General features: G+C 70.0%; 12 protein-coding genes and 1 pseudogene. 10 read left to right on the forward strand and 3 right to left on the reverse strand.

Annotated elements, in window-relative coordinates; translation table 11 throughout:
* Window positions 1–1,326 carry a type II toxin-antitoxin system HipA family toxin gene (locus tag OK345_RS14610; protein WP_265128720.1) on the forward strand — a complete coding sequence of 442 codons (1,326 nt, stop codon included), beginning with the start codon at window positions 1–3 and terminating at the stop codon, window positions 1,324–1,326.
* Window positions 1,327–1,332: 6 nt separating this feature from the next.
* Here OK345_RS14610 and OK345_RS14615 read toward each other — a convergent pair.
* Window positions 1,333–1,947, reverse strand: a pseudogene (locus OK345_RS14615) (DUF938 domain-containing protein); the annotation flags it as partial.
* A gap of 145 nt (window positions 1,948–2,092) precedes the next feature.
* On the opposite strand from OK345_RS14615, the gene OK345_RS14620 reads away from it, so the two are divergent.
* The 9 genes from OK345_RS14620 to OK345_RS14660 all read left to right on the forward strand — a co-directional run bounded on the left by OK345_RS14620 (window position 2,093) and on the right by OK345_RS14660 (window position 14,986).
* Complete coding sequence (locus tag OK345_RS14620) at window positions 2,093–3,721, forward strand: TldD/PmbA family protein (RefSeq protein ID WP_265128721.1); 1,629 nt, start codon at window positions 2,093–2,095, stop codon at window positions 3,719–3,721.
* 259 nt (window positions 3,722–3,980) lie between these two features.
* Window positions 3,981–5,615: a TldD/PmbA family protein gene (locus tag OK345_RS14625; RefSeq protein ID WP_265128722.1), complete on the forward strand. Its 1,635-nt coding sequence runs from the start codon at window positions 3,981–3,983 to the stop codon at window positions 5,613–5,615.
* 99 nt (window positions 5,616–5,714) lie between these two features.
* On the forward strand, window positions 5,715–7,049 hold the full coding sequence (locus OK345_RS14630; protein ID WP_265128723.1) for a TldD/PmbA family protein: 1,335 nt from the start codon (window positions 5,715–5,717) through the stop codon (window positions 7,047–7,049).
* A 189-nt stretch (window positions 7,050–7,238) separates the two neighbouring features.
* Entirely contained in the window at window positions 7,239–7,913 is a 675-nt protein-coding gene (locus tag OK345_RS14635) for a DUF4159 domain-containing protein (RefSeq protein WP_306332101.1), read from the forward strand.
* 21 nt (window positions 7,914–7,934) lie between these two features.
* Window positions 7,935–8,927: an AAA family ATPase gene (locus OK345_RS14640; protein ID WP_265128725.1), complete on the forward strand. Its 993-nt coding sequence runs from the start codon at window positions 7,935–7,937 to the stop codon at window positions 8,925–8,927.
* A 20-nt stretch (window positions 8,928–8,947) separates the two neighbouring features.
* Window positions 8,948–9,844 carry a DUF58 domain-containing protein gene (locus OK345_RS14645; RefSeq protein WP_265128726.1) on the forward strand — a complete coding sequence of 299 codons (897 nt, stop codon included), beginning with the start codon at window positions 8,948–8,950 and terminating at the stop codon, window positions 9,842–9,844.
* The gene (locus OK345_RS14650; RefSeq protein WP_265128727.1) at window positions 9,841–11,067 is read left to right on the forward strand and encodes a BatA domain-containing protein; all 1,227 of its coding nucleotides are present in this window, start codon (window positions 9,841–9,843) and stop codon (window positions 11,065–11,067) included. Before OK345_RS14645 ends, OK345_RS14650 begins: the two co-directional genes overlap by 4 nt.
* A complete protein-coding gene (locus tag OK345_RS14655) occupies window positions 11,064–13,214 on the forward strand; it encodes a DUF4175 domain-containing protein (protein ID WP_265128728.1) in 2,151 nt (716 codons plus the stop codon). Before OK345_RS14650 ends, OK345_RS14655 begins: the two co-directional genes overlap by 4 nt.
* Entirely contained in the window at window positions 13,211–14,986 is a 1,776-nt protein-coding gene (locus OK345_RS14660) for a hypothetical protein (protein ID WP_265128729.1), read from the forward strand. The genes OK345_RS14655 and OK345_RS14660 overlap by 4 nt, the downstream gene beginning before the upstream one ends.
* 235 nt (window positions 14,987–15,221) lie before the next feature.
* Here the strand turns inward: OK345_RS14660 and OK345_RS14665 are convergent, their stop codons facing one another.
* Window positions 15,222–16,136 (reverse strand): ankyrin repeat domain-containing protein, encoded by a 915-nt coding sequence (locus OK345_RS14665; protein WP_265128730.1) that lies wholly within the window; start codon window positions 16,134–16,136, stop codon window positions 15,222–15,224.
* 42 nt (window positions 16,137–16,178) lie between these two features.
* On the reverse strand, window positions 16,179–17,096 hold the full coding sequence (locus tag OK345_RS14670; protein ID WP_265128731.1) for an ankyrin repeat domain-containing protein: 918 nt from the start codon (window positions 17,094–17,096) through the stop codon (window positions 16,179–16,181).
* Between the last annotated feature and the right edge of the window lie 56 nt (window positions 17,097–17,152).

The following is a 17,152-nucleotide window of genomic DNA, read 5'->3' on the forward strand; positions in this document are numbered from 1 at the left end:
GTGGCGGAATTACAGGTCTGGATGAACGGCGTGGAGGTCGCTTCCTGGGAGGAAGGCCCCCACACGACCTCGCGGCTGACATACCTCCCCTCGTGGCTGGAATCCCCGCTGCCACGCCCGCTGTCGCTGTCGCTGCCGCTCCTGCCGGCAGGCGAAAGCCACCGCGGACAGGTCGTTGCCGATTATTTCGACAATCTCCTGCCGGACAACGACAGCATCCGCAATCGCATCCGCGACCGGTTCGGCACGCGATCCACCGGGACTTTCGACCTGCTGCAGGCCATAGGGCGCGATTGCGTCGGCGCCGTCCAGCTATTGCCCAAGGGCGTGGTTCCCGACGATGTGCACAGCATCCGGTACCGTGCCCTGACCGACGCGGAAGTCGCAGACCTGCTGCGCGGCGTCACTGCGACTCCCATGCCCGGAACCACTGCCCGCCGGACGGAGGAGTTCCGCATTTCCATCGCCGGCGCGCAGGAAAAGACGGGCCTGCTCAGGCATCGGGGACAATGGTGCATCCCGGCCGGCAGTACCCCCAGTACGCATATCTTCAAGCTGCCGCTGGGGCTCGTCGGCAACATGCGCGCGGACATGCACCAGTCGGTGGAGAACGAGTGGTTGTGCATGCAACTGCTGGGGGCGTTCGGTATCCCGGTGGCGAACACCAGCATGGGTCGCTTCGAGGACCAGCGCGCCCTGATCGTGGAGCGATTCGATCGCCGGCTGGCCCGGGACGGCCGGTGGTGGTTGCGCCTTCCGCAGGAAGACATGTGCCAGGTCTTCGGGCTGCCCGCATCGAAGAAGTACGAAAGCGACGGCGGTCCCGGCATCGTGCGGATCATGGAGCTGTTGCGGCAATCCGAACGGACCGAGGACCGCGCGATCTTCTTCAAGACCCAGCTCCTGTTCTGGATGCTGGCGGCGACCGACGGGCACGCCAAGAACTTCAGCCTGCACATCGAGCCGGCCGGGCGCTTTCGCCTGACGCCGATCTACGACGTGTTGTCCGTCTACCCGATTCTGGGACGAGGGCCACAGCAGCTGAGTCCGTTCAGTGCACAACTCGCCATGTCGGTCCTCGGGAAAAACCGCCACCGCCGGTTGCAGCGCATACGCCGCCGTCACTGGAACGAGACCGCGCGCATCTGCGGGATCGCGGCCGGTGCCGAGCCCTGGATCGGCGAACTGCTGGACAAGGTGGAGCCGGCCATCGCCAGCGTGCAGCCGACGCTGCCCCCCGACTTTCCCGACCACGTCGCCGAATCCATATTCACCGGACTGCGAAGGGCCCGGGACCGCATCGCGGCGATGCCGGTCGACGCCTGATAAGTTCCGCCGCCACACCAGCAAGCGATTGTTGGCCGGCATCGCCACGTCGTCGCGCAGCGCGAAACCCTGTTCCCGTGCCAGCGCATCGACCGCTTCGAAGTCGCGGATGGCCGATGCGGGATCGCGCGCCTTCAACCAGGCGTCGAACTGGCGGTTGCTGTCGCTGGTGTGGCGGCCGCCGTAGTTGAACGGTCCGTAGACGCACAGCAATGCCTCGGGCGCCAGCACCTGCGGCAGGCCGGCGAACAGCGCCTGCACGTGCATCCAGCTCATGATGTGCAGGGTGTTGGCGGAGAACACCGCGTCGTAGCGGCCGGCAGCGACCGGCAACGGCGCCAGCCCCGGCCGCGGTTGCAGCACCGCCTGCAATGGCAGCGGCGACGGCGTGTTCGGCAATGCCGCCTCTGCGATCCATTGCGCGATGCCGGGCAGGCAATCCGGATGATCGCTGGCCTGCCAATTCAGCCATGGCATCGCCGCGGCGAAATGCACCGCATGCTGGCCGCTGCCGCTGCCGATCTCCAGCACCAGGCGGGCCCCGGCCAGCTGCCGCCGCAGCACCGCCAGGATCGGCCCGCGGTTGCGCTCGCAGGCCTCGGAATGACGTTTGTCGCTCATCGGGAACCACCGTGGGATGGCACCGATTGTGCCCGCAAGCGACCATGACCGCAGTCACTTGCATGCACCGGCGGCAACGCCGACAGTCGGGGATCGTCCATCGCAGCGCGCGCAAGGCCGCTGCCAACAACGGGGGTCGTCCGCTGTGCAACGCCGTGAGTTCCTGACGCTTTCCGGCCTGGGTCTGGCCGGGCTGATGCTGCCGCATTCGCGCCTGATCGCCGCCGAGGAACTGCTGGCGCCCGCCGACGTGGCCGGCAAGAAGGCACTGGCCGATGCCGCGCTGGCTGCCGCGCGCCAGGCCGGCGCCAGCTACTGCGACGTGCGTATCGGCCGCTACCTCAACCAGGCCATCGTCACCCGCGAGGACAAGGTCCAGAACGTCGCCAACAGCGAATCGGCCGGCGTCGGCGTCCGCGTGATCGTCGACGGTGCCTGGGGCTTCGCCGCCACCCATCGTCCGGCCACCGACGCGGTGGTCGCTGCCGTCGCCCAGGCCGTGGCCATCGCCCGCGCCAACGCCAAGATCCAGACCCGGCCGGTGCAGCTGGCGCCGGTCGCCGGCACCGGCGAGGTGTCGTGGAAGACGCCGATCCGCAAGAACGCGATGGCGATACCGGTCAAGGACAAGGTCGAGCTGCTGCTGGCGGTCAACGCCGCGGCGCTCGACGCCGGCGCCGACTTCATCAACTCGCAGCTGTTCCTGGTCAACGAGCAGAAGTACTTCGCCTCCTCCGACGGTTCCTGGATCGACCAGGACGTGCACCGGATCTGGCTGCCGTTCACCGCCACCGCCATCGACAAGGCCAGCGGCAAGTTCCGCACCCGCGCCGGGTTGGCGGCGCCGATGGGCATGGGCTGGGAGTTCCTCGATGCCGACCCGGCGGGCCGCTACGAACTGCCCGGCGGCGTGATCGGCTATGGCCGTTCCTACGACCCGGTCGCCGATGCGGTCGCCGCGGCGAAGCAGGCGCGCGAGAAGCTCGCCGCACCATCGGTCAAGCCGGGCAAGTACGACCTGGTGCTGGACCCGTCCAACCTGTTCCTGACCATCCACGAGAACGTCGGCCACCCGTTGGAGCTGGATCGCGTGCTCGGCTACGAGGCCAACTACGCCGGCACCAGCTTCGCCACCCTGGACAAGCGCGACGCCGGCTTCCAGTGGGGCAGCGGGATCGTCAACTTCTTCGCCGACAAGACCCAGCCCGGCAGCCTGGGCGCGGTCGGCTACGACGACGAGGGCGTGAAGACGCGGCGCTGGGACCTGGTCAAGGACGGCATCCTGGTCAACTACCAGGCCACCCGCGACGAGGTGCACATCCTCGGCGAGGACGCCTCGCACGGCTGCAGCTACGCCGATTCGTGGTCCAGCGTGCAGTTCCAGCGCATGGCCAACGTCTCGCTGGCGCCGGGCAAGGCGCCGCTGACCCCGGCGCAGATGATCAAGGACGTGGAGAACGGCATCTACATCCATGGCCGCGGCTCGTACTCGATCGACCAGCAGCGCTACAACGCCCAGTTCGGCGGGCAGCTGTACTACCAGATCAGGAATGGCGAGATCGCCGGCATGGTCGAGGACGCCGCCTACCAGATCCGCACGCCGGAGTTCTGGAACGCCTGCAGCGCGATCTGCGACGAGCGCGATTTCCGCCTCGGCGGCTCGTTCTTCGACGGCAAGGGCCAGCCGGCGCAGGTGTCGGCGGTCTCGCACGGCTCGGCCACCACCCGCTTCGACGGCATCAACATCATCAACACCGCACGCAGCCTGGGCTGACCCGCCCCCAAGGCACTTGTAGGAGCGACGTCAGTCGCGACGCTTTTTTGCTTTATCCCCACCGGCAGGCAAAAGCGTCGCGACTGACGTCGCTCCTACAGTCTCGATATTCGGGCATTCCGTCGCGTTTCTATGCCTAAAGTCATTTGACGCTGGATCGACACCGCCGCAAGAATCGGGAAGTTCGCAAAGCACCGCGGAATCCTCGCCGTTTCCTGCCCCTTGCCCGCCCGCGGGCATTGCCATGTGGAGAGCTGCCTTGCAAAGACGTGACTTCCTCGCCCTGACCGGGCTCACCGCGGGCGGCCTGCTGGTGCCGTCGTTCTTCGGCAGGGCGATCGCCGCCGAGCAGCTGCAGACGGTGCTCGACCCGGCACTGAAGAAGACCCTGGCCGATACCGCCCTGACCGCCGCGCGCCAGGCCGGCGCCAGCTACTGCGACGTGCGCATCGGCCGCTACCTGCGCCAGTTCGTGATCACCCGCGAAGACAAGGTGCAGAACGTGGTGAACACCGAATCCACCGGCGCCGGCATCCGCGTGATCGTCGACGGTGCGTGGGGCTTCGCCGCCACCAACGAGCTCAGCAGTGCCGGCGTGGTCAAGGCCGCGCAGCAGGCCGCCGCCATCGCCCGCGCCAACGCGAAGATCCAGACCGAGCCGGTGCGGCTGGCCAAGGCGCCGGGATACGGCGAGGTGTCATGGAAGACGCCGATCCGCAAGAACGCGATGGCGGTGCCGCTCAAGGACAAGGCCGACCTGCTGCTGGGCGTCAACGCCGCGGCGATCAACGCCGGGGCCAGCTTCGTCAACTCGATGCTGTTCCTGGTCAACGAGCAGAAGTACTTCGCCTCCACCGACGGTTCCTACATCGACCAGGACGTGCACCGCATCTGGGCGCCGATGACGGTCACCGCGATCGACAAGGCCACCGGCAAGTTCCGCACCCGCGACGGCCTGTCGGCGCCGATGGGGCTGGGCTTCGAGTACCTGGACGGCGACAGCGCCGGCAAGGTGGTCACCCCCAACGGCGTGGTCAACTACAGCTCGTCCTACGACATGACCGAAGACGCCATCGCCGCAGCCCGGCAGGCACAGGAGAAGCTCAAGGCACCTTCCGTGAAGCCGGGCAAGTACGACCTGGTGCTGGACCCGTCGCACACCTGGCTGACCATCCACGAATCGGTCGGCCACCCGCTGGAGCTGGACCGCGTGCTCGGCTACGAGGCCAACTACGCCGGCACCAGCTTCGCCACCCTGGACAAGCGCGAGCAGCAGTTCCAGTACGGCAGCGAACACGTCAACATCTTCGCCGACAAGACCCAGCCCGGCAGCCTCGGCGCGGTCGCCTACGACGACGAAGGCGTCAAGTGCAAGCGCTGGGACCTGATCCGCGAAGGCAAGCTGGTGGACTACCAGACCATCCGCGACCAGGCGCACATCCTCGGCAAGACCGAGTCCGACGGCTGCTGCTACGCCGACTCGTGGTCCAGCGTGCAGTTCCAGCGCATGGCCAACGTCTCGCTGGCGCCGGGCAAGGCCCCGCTGAGCGTGGCCGACCTGATCAAGGACGTGGAGAACGGCATCTACATCATCGGCGACGGCTCGTTCTCGATCGACCAGCAGCGCTACAACGCCCAGTTCGGCGGCCAGCTGTTCTACGAGATCAAGGACGGCAAGATCACCGGCATGCTCGAGGACGTGGCCTACCAGATCCGCACCCCGGAGTTCTGGAACGCCTGCGTGGCCGTGGCCGACGAGCGCGACTACCGCCTGGGCGGCTCGTTCTTCGACGGCAAGGGCCAGCCGGGCCAGGTCTCGGCGGTCTCGCACGGTTCGTCCACCGCCCGTTTCAACGGCATCAACGTCATCAACACCGCCCGCAGCCTCGGCTGATACCTGTAGAGCCGGGCCCGCCCGGCTGCTTCGGACCGTGTTCGCCAATACAAAGACAGAGCAGCGGGGCAAGCCCCGCTCTACCGGGAGAACCACCTCATGAGCATCTTCACCGAACAGGAAGCCAAGGCCATCCTGGACAAGGTCATCGCGCTGTCCAAGGCCGATGAATGCACCGCCACGCTGGCCGGCTCGGTCGACGGCAACATCCGCTTCGCGCTGAACAACGTTTCCACCAGCGGCATCGTCAGCAACGCCGAACTGGCCGTGCAGGTGGCCTTCGGCAAGCGCGTGGGCACCGCCTCGATCAACGAGTTCGACGACGCCTCGCTCGAGCGCGTGGTGCGCCGCGCCGAGGACCTGGCGCGGCTGGCGCCGGAGAACCCGGAATTCATGCCGGCCATCGGCAAGCAGACCTACCGCGCCAGCCCGACCTTCAGCGCATCCACCGCCGCCATCGACCCGGACTTCCGCGCCAAGGTGGCGGCCGACTCGATCGGCCCCTGCCGCGACAAGGGCCTGATCGCCGCCGGCTTCCTCGACGACGGCCACAGCTTCTTCGCCACCGCCAACAGCAACGGCAACTTCGGCTACCAGAAGTCCACCAACTTCAACTACACCTGCACCGTGCGCACCGAGGACGGCCGCGGTTCGGGCTGGGTCGGCCGCAACCTGAAGGACGCATCCGAGTTCGACGCCGGCGACGACATCCAGGTGGCGATGCGCAAGGCCACCGAGTCGGCCGAGGCCAAGGCACTGGAGCCGGGCAAGTACACGGTGATCCTGGAGCCGGCCGCGGCCGCCGGCCTGATCAGCTTCATGATGCGGTTCTTCGATGCCCGCTCCGCCGACGAGGGCCGCAGCTTCCTGTCGAAGAAGGGCGGCGGCAACAAGCTCGGCGAACAGGTGTACGACCCGCGCGTGAACCTCATCGCCGACCCCTGGCACCCGGAGGCGCCGGTGCTGCCGTGGGACGGCGAGGGCCTGCCGCGCGAGCGCCTGGCCATCATCGAGAACGGCAAGGTCGCCAACCTCGACTATTCGCGCTACTGGGCGCAGAAGCAGGGCAAGACCGCCACCGCGCGGCCCGGCAACCTGCTGATGGCCGGCGGCGACAAGTCCACCGCCGAACTGGTGCGCGGCACCCAGAAGGGCATCCTGGTCACCCGCACCTGGTACATCCGCATGGTCGATCCGCAGACCGTGCTGCTGACCGGCCTGACCCGCGACGGCACCTTCTACATCGAGAACGGCCAGATCAGGCACCCGGTGAAGAACTTCCGCTTCAACGAATCGCCGGTGATCATGCTCAACAACATCGACGAGCTGGGCAAGCCGGTGCGCGTGGCCGGCGACGAATCCAACTTCGTGATGATGATCCCGCCGATGCGGCTGCGCGATTTCACCTTCACCTCGTTGTCGGATGCGGTGTAGCAATACGGCGTTCCCGTTGCGCACGATCACTCCCCAGGGTTCTGCCTGCAGAACCCTGGGCCCCGGCTCCGGGCTTTCCGGTTTCCCGCGGTTCTGCAGTGCCCTCTTCATCCAGGGGGGGGCTCCAACCCTGAAGCACACAGGTCCTTGTCCAGTCGTCAGCTAACGCGTGCAGATTTCCTGAAGCTGCTGCTCGGCAGCGCCGCCGCCGCCGCGTTGCCCTGGCCCGCGCGCGCGCAGGCCTCGCGCTACGACTTCTGGTTCACCCGCCTCAAATACGACTCCGGCGACTGGGACGTGGACGCGCGCATGCCGTCCAACCTGATCACCTCGCTGATCGACTACACCACGCTGCGCGTGGACCCCGACGAACACGTCGTCGCACTGGCCGACCCGAAGATGCTCGGCGCGCCGTTCTGCTACCTGGCCGGGCACAAGCTGGTGGAATTCAACCCGGACGAGCGCCGCAACTTCGAGCGCTACGTGCGCAACGGCGGTTTCGTCTTCGTCGACGACTGCAACCACGACATCGACGGCCTGTTCGCTACCTCGTTCGAGGCGCAGATGGCCTCGATCTTCGGCAGGGACGCGCTGAAGAAGCTGCCCAACGACCATGCCCTGTACCGCAGCTTCTTCCATTTCCCCGACGGCCCGCCGGCCACCGGCTTCGAGCTCAACGGCTGGGGCGACGACCTGGTCCACGACTACCTCAAGGGCATCGCCATCGACGGCCGGCTGGGCGTGCTCTACAGCAACAAGGACTACGGCTGCGAATGGGACTACGACTGGCGCAACAAGCGCTTCCTGGCCGAGGACAACACGAAGTTCGGCGTGAACATCGTGATGTACGCGCTGACCCACTGACCTTCCCCCACAGGTGACCGCATGAATGCCCCCATTTCCGACGACCTCGATGCCCTGCTGCCGCGGCTGGGCGAGCTGCGCAGCGCGCTGGCCCAGGCCGTGGTCGGCCAGGCCGAGGTGGTCGAGCAGTTGCTGATCGGCCTGCTGGCCGGCGGCCACTGCCTGCTCGAAGGCGCGCCCGGGCTGGGCAAGACGCTGCTGGTGCGCTCGCTCGGGCAGGCGCTGGAACTGCAGTTCCGGCGCGTGCAGTTCACCCCGGACCTGATGCCCAGCGACATCCTCGGCACCGAACTGCTGGAGGAGGACCACGGCACCGGCCACCGCCATTTCCGCTTCCAGCAGGGCCCGGTGTTCACCAACCTGCTGCTGGCCGACGAGCTCAACCGCACCCCGCCCAAGACCCAGGCCGCGCTGCTGGAGGCGATGGCCGAGCGCACGGTGAGCTATGCCGGCACCACCTACCCGCTGCCGTCGCCGTTCTTCGTGCTGGCCACGCAGAATCCGATCGAACAGGCCGGCACCTATCCGCTGCCCGAGGCGCAGCTGGACCGCTTCCTGCTGCACGTGCGCGTGGGCTATCCCAGCGAACAGGAAGAGCAGGACATCCTGCTGCAAACCACCGGCAGCGGCGGCGGCACGGTGCCGCAGGTGATGGACGCCGATGCGGTGAAGACTCTGCAGGCCGCGGTGCGGCAGGTGCACGTCGGCCCCGACCTGCTCGCCTGGATCACCCGGCTGGTGCGCGCCAGCCGCCCCGGCGAAGCCGCGCCGCCGGCGATCAACCACTGGGTCAAGTGGGGCGCCGGTCCCCGTGCCGGGCAGTCGCTGGTGCTGGCGGCCAAGGCGCGCGCACTGCTGGCCGGGCGCTTTGCCGCCACCCGCGAGGACGTCGTCGCGCTGGCCGCGCCGGTGATGCGCCACCGCCTGCTGCTCTCGTTCAACGCCGAAGCCGAACAGGCCTCGGCCGACGACGTGGTCGCCGCGCTGCTGGCCGCCGTGCCCTATCCGGCCTGAGCGGACATCCGCCCTCCCTCATGGCTGCCGCCCTGCCCCCGCTGATCCCGCCGGACGTGCGCAACCGTCTCGGGCAGCTGCGGCTGCTGCCGCGGCGCGCGACCGGCCAGCACGGCATCGGCCAGCATGCCAGCCGCAGCCGTGGCAGCGGGCTGGAGTTCGCCCAGTACCGCGCCTACGAACCCGGCGACGAACTGCGCCAGGTGGACTGGAAGCTGTACGCGCGCTCGGACCGCTTCTTCGTGCGCGAGTCCGAACGCGAGAGCCCGGTCACCGTGTGGCTGCTGCTCGACACCAGCGCCTCGATGCAGCAGAGCGACCGCGCGCGCGCGGACTGGAGCCGGCTCGATGCCGCGCGTTCGCTGGCCGCCTGCGTGGCCGAACTGGCGCTGGCCCAGGGCGACCGTTTCGGGCTGGTGGCGGCGGGCGGCGACGGCCTGTCGCTGCTTCCCACCGGCCATGGCCTGCGCCAGCGCGACCTGCTGCACCTGCAGCTGCGGCGCCTGCGCGCCGGCGGCCAGTGGCCGACGCCGGAACGGCTGCGGCCGCTGTGGGAACGCGTGGCCGCCGGCGACCTGGTGTTCGCCATCGGCGACGGTTTCGACGACGGCGCCATCACCCTGCTGGAACGGCTGGCGGCGGCGCGCCGCGAGGTGGTGTTCGCGCAGCTGCTGACCGCGGAGGAACGCGACTTCCCGTTCGATGGCGGCCACCGCTTCATCGACCCGGAAACCGGCACCGAGCTGCTCGGCGATGGCCGCGCCCTGCGCCGCGACTACCTGCAGCGTTTCGCCGCGGCCCAGCAGCAGCTGCACGCGCGGCTGCACGCGGCCGGCATCGCCCGGGCCACGGCGTATCTCGACCAGCCGATCGATACCGCGCTGCAGGCGCTGTACGGCCGTCGGAGCGGCGCATGAGCCTGACGCTGCTGTTTCCCGCCGCACTGGCAGCCCTGGCCGCACTGCTGTTGCCGCTGCTGGTCCACCTGGCGCGGCGCGAGGAGCACGCGCCGTTGCCGTTCGCCGCGCTGCGCTGGCTGCGGATGCACGCCCGCCCGCGCCGGCGCATCCGCCTGTCCGAATGGCCGCTGCTGCTCGTCCGCCTGCTGCTGTTCGCGCTGCTGGCGCTGCTGCTGGCGCGGCCGCAATTGCTGGGCGGGAAGCCGGACACCACTCCGGTCGTCGCCGTCGCCCCCGGGCTGGAAGCCTCCACGCTGCCGGCGACGCCGCCCGCTGCCCGCCGCGTGTGGCTGGCGCCGGGCTTCCCCAGTGTCGATGAAGGCCCCGCACCCGGCCGCGCACAGCCGCTGTCCAGCCTGCTGCGCGAACTCGACGCGCAGCTGCCGGCCGGCACGTCGCTGACCGTGATGGTGCCGGCGCGGCTGTCCGGCACCGACGGCGAGGTGCCGCGATTGGCGCGCGCGGTGGACTGGCAGGTGCTGCCCGACCCGGGCCTCCATCCCGGCAACGATTGCGGAAGCGGTCCGGATCGCGACGACTGCGATGGCGACACGTCCGGCAGCATCCGTGGACAGGCCACCGACGCCGCCCCCGCGCTGGTGATCCGCCACGACGACGAAGGCGCCGGGGGCGTGCGCTACCTGCGCGCGGTGCAGCGCGCGTGGACCCCCGGCCACGAGGCCGACGTGGCGGCGGACAGCATGCCGCTGCCCGCCCTGCGGCGGGATCAGGTGCTGGTATGGCTGTCGGCGGCGCCGCTGCCGGCCGCGGCGTTGCAGCACCTGCACGCTGGCGGCAGCGTCGTGCTGGACGCGCGCCAGCCGCACGACGAAAACGTCCCGGCACTGCCGCGCCTGCACGACGCGCGCGGCAGCGCGCTGATCGAACAGCAGGACACCGCGGGCACGACTGGCCTGCGCCTGCGCTTCACCGCCCCGCTGCAGCCGGCCGCGGCGCCGCTGCTGCTCGACCCTTCGTTTCCGCATCGGCTGCGCACCCTGCTGCAACCGCCACCGGTGCCGCGCGTGGCCGATGCCGTCGACCATGCCCCACGGACCGGAGCGGCCTTGCCGCCCCCCGCGCCGATCGAACTGGCGCCGTGGCTGATCCTGGCGATCGCGCTGCTGTTCGCGCTGGAACGCTGGCTGGCCACCCGCCCGCGGCGGCAGGCAGCGGCATGAGCGCGACGCTGCATCCGCTGTGGCGGCGCGCGCGACGGCGCCGGTTCGCGGCCACGCTGGTACTCGTGCTGGCCGCGCTGCCGGTCGCTGCCGTCGCCGCATGGCGCTGGGGCGGCATCGACGCCTGTGTCGTCGCCGTCACGCTCGCCCTGCTCGCCGCCGCGGGCATCGCCACCGCCCATGCGCGGCGGCTGGACCGGCGCTGGCTGGTCGGCGCGCTCAACGCCCATCGGCCGCTGCAGGACAGCGCCGACCTGTTGCTGGCCGACAGCCACGGCCTCAATCCACTGCAGCGGCGCCAGCAGGCATACGTGGGCCAGGTGCTGCAACGGCAGCCGCCGGACCTGCGCCCGGCGTGGCGCTGGCGCCGGCTGCTGGCGACCTGGGCCGTCGCGCTGGCGCTCGCGGCCGCGCTGCTGGAATGGCCGGCGACGACGTCCACCGCGCCCCCGCCGTCGCACGGTTCCGCCGATACCGCCCGCGTCGCGCCCGGCGCCCCCGTGCTGGGCGCGGCCACGCTGGCGATCGACGCCCCGGCCTATACCGGGCAGGCGCCGCGCACGCAGGACGCGCTCGACGCCAAGGCGCCGCAGGGCAGCCGCCTGCGCTGGCAGCTGCGCTTCGACCCGCAACCGCAGGCGGTGTCGCTGCAGTTCCACGATGGCCGCACGCGGGCGCTGGCGCGCGACGGCGACCGCTGGCAGGCCGATACCGTGCTGGAACGCTCGACGCTGTACCGCATCGTCACCGAGCCGGCGCTGGCCGACAGCGCCCTGCACCGGCTCGACGCGATCCCCGACCTGCCGCCGCAGGTGCAGGTTTTGCAGCCGGAACAGACGCTCACCCCGGGCCGCCCCGGACAACGGCAATGGGCGCTGCAGTTCGAGGCCAGCGACGACTACGGCGTGGCCGCCACCGCGCAGCTGCGGGTCACCGTGGCCCAGGGCAGCGGCGAGAACATCCGCTTCCGCGAACAGCGCTTCGAGCTGTCCGGCAGCGGCCCGGCCAACGCGCGCCGCTTCGCCCGCACCCTGGAGCTGGCGGCGTTCGGCGTCGGCCCCGGCGACGACCTGATCGCCCAGCTCACCGTGCACGACAACCGCGCGCCGACGCCGCAGTCCGCGCGCAGCGCCAGCCTGATCCTGCGCATGCCGACCGAACAGCAGCAACAGGCCAGCGACCTGGAAGGCGCGATCAAGAAGGTCATGCCGGCCTATTTCCGCAGCCAGCGGCAGATCATCATCGACGCCGAGGCGTTGCTGAAGCAGCGCCGCGCGCTCGATGCCGACGGCTTCGTCAAGCGCTCCGACGCCATCGGCGCGGACCAGCGCATCCTGCGCCTGCGCTACGGCCAGTTCCTCGGCGAGGAGGCCGAGGGCGGCGCCAAGCCGCCGCCGACCGCCGATGCCGGCGGACACGACGACGACCACGACGATCATGACCACGCCTCCACGGAGCATGGCCACGACCACGGGCACGACCATGGCGGCGAACCCGGCAGCGAAGCCACGCCGGTGTTCGGCTCGGCCAGCGACGTGCTGGCCGAGTACGGCCACACCCACGACCATGCCGAGGCCGCGACCCTGCTCGATCCGCAGACCCGGGCCACGCTCAAGGCCGCGCTGGACCAGATGTGGCTGTCCGAAGGCGAGCTGCGCCAGGGCCATCCCGACAGGGCGCTGCCCTACGCCTACAAGGCGCTGGGCTACATCAAGCAGGTGCAGCAGGCCGAACGCATCTACCTGGCGCGGCTGGGGCCGGAGCTGCCGCCGATCGACCCGGCCCGGCGCATGGCCGGCAAGCGCGAAGGCATCGCCTCGCGGCGGCTGGCGGTGCCGCCACGCAGCGCCGGCGACGACACCGCGCTGCAGGCCTGGCAGGCGCTGGGCGAGCCGGCCGGCGAACCCGACCTGGCCGCACTGACCCGCTGGCTGGGCCAGCACGAAAGCGAACTGGGCGACCCGCTGGCGCTGGCCGCGGCCATCGAGGAGCTGCGCGCGGCCCCGGACTGCGGCGACTGCCGCGCCCGCCTGCGCGCGGCGCTGTGGGTGGCGCTGGCCCGGCCGGCGGCCGCGGTCGAACGCCGTTCCCCCGCCGACGCCGACGGCCGCCGCTATCTGGACGCCCTGCGGGAGCCATCGCCATGACCATCGCGCAACTGCCCGCGGCGATCCTCGTCCTGGCCGTGCTGCTGGGCAGCCTGCGCTGGCTGCGGCAACCGGCGCAGCGGCGCGCGCCGTGGCGGCTCGCCCTGCTGCTGGTGCTGCAGGCCGGCGCCGGCGCGCTGCTCTATCTCGGCCTGCATCCGCCGCAGCGTCCGGCCCCGGCGGTGGAATACGCACTGATCGGCCCCGGCGCGGACGCGGACGCCATCGACGCCGCCCGCGTGCGCGGCCAACGCCTGCTGCGACTGCCCGAGGCGCCAGCGGTGGCCGATGCGCAGCCGGTCGTCGATCTGGCCACCGCCCTGCGCCGGCATCCGCAACTGGCCACCGCGCAGCTGATCGGCGACGGCCTGCCCACCCGCGACCGCGACATCGCCGGCCTGGCGCTGGACTACCGCGCCCCCGCGCTGCGCGGCCTGGTCGAACTGCAGCCGCCGCACGCGGTCGCGCCCGGCAACCGCTTCGCCGTCGGCGGCCGGGTGCAGGGCATCGACGATGCGCAGCTGGCACTGCTGGACCCGGCCGGGCGCGTGGTGGACAGCACCGGCGCCGGCGCCCGCGGTTACTTCCGGCTGCATGGCAGCGCGCGCGGCGCCGGCCGAACCCTGTTCCAGCTGCGGCTGCACGATGCGGCGCAGGCACCGGTGGAAACCGTGCCGGTGCCGGTGCAGGTGGTCGATGCCGCCGCACCGCGGCTGTGGCTGCTGGGCAGCGCGCCCAACCCCGAGACCAAGTACCTGCAGCGCTGGGCGCAGGACGCAGGGCTGTCCGTGCACAGCCAGGTCGGCACCGGCGGTGGCATCGTGCTGGGCGATGCACCGCGCGCGGTGACCGCCGCCACACTGGCGCGGACCGACCTGCTGCTGCTCGACGAACGCAGCCTGGCCGCGCTCGGTGCCGGCCAGCGCGCGACGCTGCGCCAGGCCATCGAGCAGGGGCTGGGCGTGCTGGTGCGGCTGTCCGCCGCCCCCGATGCCGGCGCCCGCGCCGCGCTGGCGCAGCTGGGCCTGCCGGTCCGCGGCAACGCGCAGGTCAGGGTCATATCGATGGAGTCGGGCAAGACCGATCCGCAACGACTGGCCGCCCTGCGCGGCCCGCGCGCGCGCGCCGGCAACGCGGAGACCGCGCCGGCGCTGGAACGGCTGCAACTGGACAGCGCCGATGCCGCTACCGTGCCGCTGCTGCACGATGCCGCCGGCAACGCGCTGGGTCACTGGCGCGCGCTCGGCCAGGGCCGGGTCGGCCTGCTCGCCGTCAGCGACAGCTTCCGGCTGGTGCTCGGCGGCCGCGACGACCTGCACGCCACACTGTGGAGCGAGGCGCTGGCCACGCTGGCCCGTCCCCGCGACGACGACGCCGGCACCCTGCAGCCGCTCGAACGCGCGTGGGCCGGCGAACGCACCGTGCTGTGCGGCGTGGAGGACGGCGCCACCCTCGCCGCGCCGGACAACAGCCTGTCCACCCTGCGCGCGGACCCGGCCGCGCCCGGCTGCGCCGCGCTGTGGCCCGCGCTGGCCGGCTGGCAGGTACGCGACGACGGCAGCGCGTTCTTCGTCTTCGATCCCTCCTCCGCGGCCACCCTGCACCGCGCCGACACCGCCCGCGCCACCGCCGCACTGGCGCAGCGCGCGACCGCTTCACCCGCCACCGCTCCCGGCGTGCCGGGCCGGCGCTGGCCGTGGCTGCTGGCGTTCGCGCTGGTCGCAGGCCTGTTGTGGTGGCTGGAGCGGCGGCGTCCCGCAAACCCGGTGTAGCCCTCCGCATCGATGCCGAAGTGCAGGTCGTGCGGCGACCGCTTCGCGCACCAACCTGCTTTGCAACAGGACGAGGTACCGCCCTGCCGTATGGTCGTTGCGGTACGTTCCGGAAACTCCTGGCGCTATCTCTGTCGTCGACATCGGCAACTGCGAAGTGCAACCGCGCCGTGGCCCGTCCAGTACGAAGGCAGAGCCTGCTTCCGGATCGAAACCGCGATCCGCCCCAAGGGGTTCAGTTGTGCGCGGCCGTTGGCTCCGCCCCGAATTCGGGCAGCAACTCGTACGCCGGCAGCGGAATGTCCTCCTCCCGCGTCGGCAGGCCCAACTGCTCCCGATCCTTACGGATGTACTCCAGCATCGGGGGCCGCTTTATCCCCCGCTCCAGCACCCAGACCTGGCACTTTTCCTGCCAGGGGCGCGCCCAGTCCTGTACCGGCTTGTAGAAGATGTCCTGCAAGGTCGGCAACGTACCATCCTGGGGAAAACCCGGTGCTTCTATCGCCGTCGTGGGATCGGCCCCATGCTGCAACAGCCAGTACACCTGCTCGAAGTTCCCCAAACCGGCGTACCAGTCGATCGGCTTGTTGTTCTTGTTCCCATACATCCGATGGTTCACATCCGCGCCACGCTCGATCAGCAACTGGACATTCGGCCACCAATCACTCAATCGCGCGGCATAAGTCAGCGGGCTATCTCCCATGGTGCGCGTGTTGGGATCGCCGCCGTGATCCAGCAGCAGTTCCAGGTAGCGCCGGTCCTCCATCCCCGCCGCGAATACCATCGCATTGTTCGCCCCCGGCAGATCGTCCCGCACCACCGGCCGGTGGCGCGCATTCGGGTCCGCACCGGCTTCCAGCAGCAGGCGTAGTCCCTCCAGGTTGTGGGTCACCAGCGGCCACGCCACCAGGGGCATGCCTTTCCCGTCGAACAGCGTGTCCGGGTCGACCCCCTCCTCCTTGATCAACCGCTGGATGGCGGCGGCGTCCTTCCGGTCCACCGCCCGTGCCAGCTCGAGCGCCTTGCCCTGGTAGTAGTGACGGGCGTTGAAACCCAGCCTACCCGCGGATTCCGGAGCCTGGCATCCCGCCAGCAGTAAACAGGCCAGCGCACACGAGGCAATGCAGCACAGCAGGAAAAATCTGTTCACATTCTGAACCCTGTGTCGAAACCGCGATCCGCCCCAAGGGGTTCAGTTGTGCACGGCCGTTGGCTCCGCCGCGAATTCGGGCAGCAGCTCATACGCCGGCAGCGGAATGTCCTCCTCCCGCGTCGGCAGGCCCAACTGTTCGCGATTCTCGCGGATGTATTCCAGCATCGGGGGCCGCTTTATCCCCCGCTCCAGCACCCAGACCTGGCACTTTTCCTGCCAGGGACGCGCCCAGTCCTGTACCGGCTTGTAGAAGATGTGCAGCAACGTGGGGCTGGTCGCATCGCCCTGGAGGTACTCCGAAGATTCCGTCGCCGTCGTGGGGTCGGCCCCATGCTGCAACAACCAGTACACCTGCTCGAAATTTCCCAAGCCGGCGTACCAGTCGATCGGCCTGTTGTTCTTGTTCCCCTGCTTCCGATAATTCACATCCGCGCCACGCTCGATCAGCAACTGGACATTCGGCCAACGATTGGCCAGCCAGGCGGCATAGGTCAGCGGATTCCTTCCCATGGTGCGCGTGTTGGGATCGCCGCCGTGATCCAGCAGCAGTTCCAGGTAGCGCCGGTCCTCCATCCCCGCCGCGAATACCATCGCATTGTTCGCCCCCGGCAGATCGTCCCGCACCACCGGCCGGTGGCGCGCATTCGGGTCCGCACCGGCTTCCAGCAGCAGGCGTAGTCCCTCCAGGTTGTGGGTCACCAGCGGCCACGCCACCAGGGGCATGCCTTTCCCGTCGAACAGCGTGTCCGGGTCGACCCCCTCCTCCTTGATCAACCGCTGGATGGCGGCGGCGTCCTTCCGGTCCACCGCCCGTGCCAGCTCGAGCGCCTTGCCCTGGTAGTAGTGACGGGCGTTGAAACCCAGCCTACCCGCGGATTCCGGAGCCTGGCATCCCGCCAGCAGTGGGCTGCCGATGGCACACAGGGCAAGACTGCACAGCAGGAATAGCCTGTTCATATTCAATCCTTGAACTCCATCGCACTTGAGTCTAGTCGGCATTCTCAGGCAGGACC

Origin of the sequence: Xanthomonas chitinilytica (assembly GCF_026107455.2) — a bacterium.
GTDB lineage: Bacteria > Pseudomonadota > Gammaproteobacteria > Xanthomonadales > Xanthomonadaceae > Stenotrophomonas > Stenotrophomonas chitinilytica.

Bases quoted from the DNA above. Each gene is read 5' to 3' on its own strand.
- OK345_RS14655 (WP_265128728.1), top strand. From the start codon at position 11,064: ATGAGCGCGACGCTGCATCCGCTGTGGCGGCGCGCGCGACGGCGCCGG.
- OK345_RS14630 (WP_265128723.1), top strand. From the start codon at position 5,715: ATGAGCATCTTCACCGAACAGGAAGCCAAGGCCATCCTGGACAAGGTC.
- OK345_RS14650 (WP_265128727.1), top strand. From the start codon at position 9,841: ATGAGCCTGACGCTGCTGTTTCCCGCCGCACTGGCAGCCCTGGCCGCA.
- OK345_RS14645 (WP_265128726.1), top strand. From the start codon at position 8,948: ATGGCTGCCGCCCTGCCCCCGCTGATCCCGCCGGACGTGCGCAACCGT.
- OK345_RS14660 (WP_265128729.1), top strand. From the start codon at position 13,211: ATGACCATCGCGCAACTGCCCGCGGCGATCCTCGTCCTGGCCGTGCTG.
- OK345_RS14670 (WP_265128731.1), bottom strand. From the start codon at position 17,096: ATGAACAGGCTATTCCTGCTGTGCAGTCTTGCCCTGTGTGCCATCGGC.
- OK345_RS14640 (WP_265128725.1), top strand. From the start codon at position 7,935: ATGAATGCCCCCATTTCCGACGACCTCGATGCCCTGCTGCCGCGGCTG.